Annotated in this window: 3 protein-coding genes and 1 pseudogene; all 4 read left to right on the top strand. The window is 68.4% G+C overall.

Translation table 11 applies throughout. The features are described from left to right. On the top strand, nt 1-420 hold a 420-nt coding region (locus EN738_RS33460), incomplete at its 5' end, for an IclR family transcriptional regulator C-terminal domain-containing protein (RefSeq protein ID WP_281034341.1). 196 nt (nt 421-616) lie between these two features. Further along, complete coding sequence (locus EN738_RS33455) at nt 617-1,342, top strand: GntR family transcriptional regulator (protein WP_127287271.1); 726 nt, start codon at nt 617-619, stop codon at nt 1,340-1,342. Nucleotide 1,343: 1 nt separating this feature from the next. After that, nucleotides 1,344-2,381: an ADP-ribosylglycohydrolase family protein gene (locus tag EN738_RS33450; RefSeq protein WP_127287270.1), complete on the top strand. Its 1,038-nt coding sequence runs from the start codon at nt 1,344-1,346 to the stop codon at nt 2,379-2,381. After that, a pseudogene (locus EN738_RS36985) lies at nt 2,378-2,548 on the top strand (ribokinase); the annotation flags it as partial. The gene EN738_RS33450 and the pseudogene EN738_RS36985, both read left to right, overlap by 4 nt.

Below are 2,548 nucleotides of genomic sequence, written 5' to 3'. Positions count from 1 at the left end.
GTCGCGCGCATCCCCGGCCGCCGCATCCTCAGCGTGGCGCTCGACGTCGGCACAAGGCTGCCCGCCTACTGCACATCGATGGGTCGCGTGCTGCTCTCCGGCCTGAACGCCGATGAGATGAAGACCCTCCTCGCCGATGCAAAGATCGAGCGGCGGACGCCGAAGACGATCGTCAGGCGGGACTTGCTGGCCAAGGCCGTTCAACAGGCCGAGACGGACGGCTTCGCCATCGTCGACGAGGAACTGGAGCTCGGCCTGCGTTCGATAGCCGTACCGATCAGCGACCGTACCGGCCAGGTCGTCGCCGCCATCAACGTCTCGACGCAGTCGGCCCGCTTTTCGGTCGAGGCGATGGAGCGCGAGATCCTGCCTGGGCTGCGCAAGGCCAAGCAGCGGGTCGAGGAATTCTTCTTCGTCTGACTGGCCAGCCAACTGTCTGAAGTCGGCGCCGCCCCTCATCGCCCTGCCGGGCACTTCTCCCCGTAAAGTGACAGGGGAGAAGGGGGCCGGCCGCAACGGCAGCGCCCCTCTTGCATGCGCCGAACTCGGCCGTTGACGCCGCCTTTCAAATGCGCTATTGAACAGGATTATACAGGTTCACTGAACAGGTATCGATATGGCCCGTCGCGCGACGCAGCTCACCCCCGGCACGGGCAAACCCGAGCAGATCGCGACGGTTTTGGAGCACGAAATCCGCTCCGGCGTGCTCGGCTTCGGCGACCGCCTGCAGAGCGAGAACGAACTCGTCCAGCGCTTCTCCGTCAGCCGCAACACGGTCCGCAAAGGGCTCGAGGAATTGTCGAGCCGGGGCCTGATCACCACCAGGGTCGGCATCGGCTCCTTCGTCACCTTCGACGGCAAGCCGGTCGACGATGCTGTCGGCTGGTCGCGCGCGCTTGCCAATGCCGGCGCCAATGCCGAGACGCGCACGCTGCGGCTCGAAGTCATCGAGGACGCGGACCTTGCCGCCAGACTCGGTGTCGACAATCCGGCCTTCATCGCCGTCGATCGCGTCCGCACCAATGCAAATGACGGCCATGCGATTTCGATCGAGCGCAGCCGCCTGCCGCTCTCGCCCGAGTTGGAAGACGTGCCGCTGCGCGGCCTGCGCGAAGGCTCGCTGCACCAGACGCTGCGCGGGGCAGGGCTGGTGCCCGACCATGGCGAGGAATGGGTCGACATCGAGATGCTGAGCGCGGCGGATGCCGCCATCCTCGATTGCGCGCCGGGCACGCCCTTCCTGCGCACGCGGCGCCTGACCCGCGCCGCCGACGGCCGCGCCATCGAATTCGTCACCAGCCTGCTCAACCCGGCGCATTTCGCCCTGCATCTGGAGTTTTGAGATGACGGATGCGGCCGGGGCGATCGACCGCGCCATGGGCGCGCTGATCGGCGGCGCGCTTGGCGACGCGCTGGGCATGCCGACGCAGCTTCTGTCGCCGGCCCGGATCGCCGAACTTTATGGCCATGTCGAGGACTTCGTCGCGCCCGTCGACGATCATCCGGTGTCGAAGGGCCTTGTTGCCGGCACGATCACCGACGACACGGAACAGGCGCTGCTGCTTGGCCGCATTATGGTCGAGTCCGGCGACCGTTTCGACCACACGCGCTGGGTCAATGCGCTGCTCGACTGGGAGCGCGAGGTCAAGGCGCGCGGCAGCTACGACCTGCTCGGCCCGTCGACCAAGCGCGCCATCGACGCCATCAATGACGGCGTGCCGCCGGAGCAAGCCGGCAGCGCCGGCGATACCAATGGCGCGGCGATGCGCATCGCGCCGGTCGGCATCATGATGCCACCGGAGCCGCTCGACGCGCTGGTTGCGAAGGTCGCGGAAACCTGCCGGGCGACGCACAACACCTCGATTGCCATAGCTTCGGCGGCGGCGGTCGCTGCGGCGGTCAGCAGCGGAGTCTCAGGCGCCGACTGGCGCGCGGCTTCCGCGCGCGCCGTGACCGCGGCGCGGCTGGGGGCAACGCACGGGAATTGGGTGACCGGCGGTGATATCGCAGCGCGGATCGCCTGGGCGCAGGATCTCGTGCGCGGCAAGACGGAGAAAGAAGCGATCAGGCTGATCGTCGATCTGGTCGGCACCGGCGTCGCCAGCCAGGAATCGGTTCCGGCGGCGTTCGCCGTGCTGGAGGTCGCCGATGGCGATCCCTGGCGGGCGGCCGTCATCAGCGCCAATCTCGGCGGCGACACCGACACGATCGGCGCCGTCGCCGCCGGCATGGCAGGCGCCTCAGCCGGGCTGTCGCGCCTGCCGCAGCACCGCATCGCCAAGTTGCACGGCATCGATCTCGCCGAGGTTCGCGCGCTGGCAGACGATCTCGTCGCGGCACGCAAGGCAAAGATCCGCTCCGGCAAGGAGGCTGCCGCATGAGCGGACGGCTGGTCCATGTCGGCAGCGCCGTGGTGGACTATGTCTACCGCATCGACGCCTTGCCGGCGCCAGGCACCGAGAAGACCGCGTCGAGCTACGCGCGGGTCGCCGGTGGCGGCTTCAACATGATGGTGGCGGCGAGCCGCACCGGCGACCCGCGCGTAGCT

This window comes from Mesorhizobium sp. M4B.F.Ca.ET.017.02.2.1 (assembly GCF_003998955.1).
Taxonomy (GTDB): domain Bacteria; phylum Pseudomonadota; class Alphaproteobacteria; order Rhizobiales; family Rhizobiaceae; genus Mesorhizobium; species Mesorhizobium abyssinicae.
This window is presented reverse-complemented; position numbering and strand designations above follow the sequence as displayed.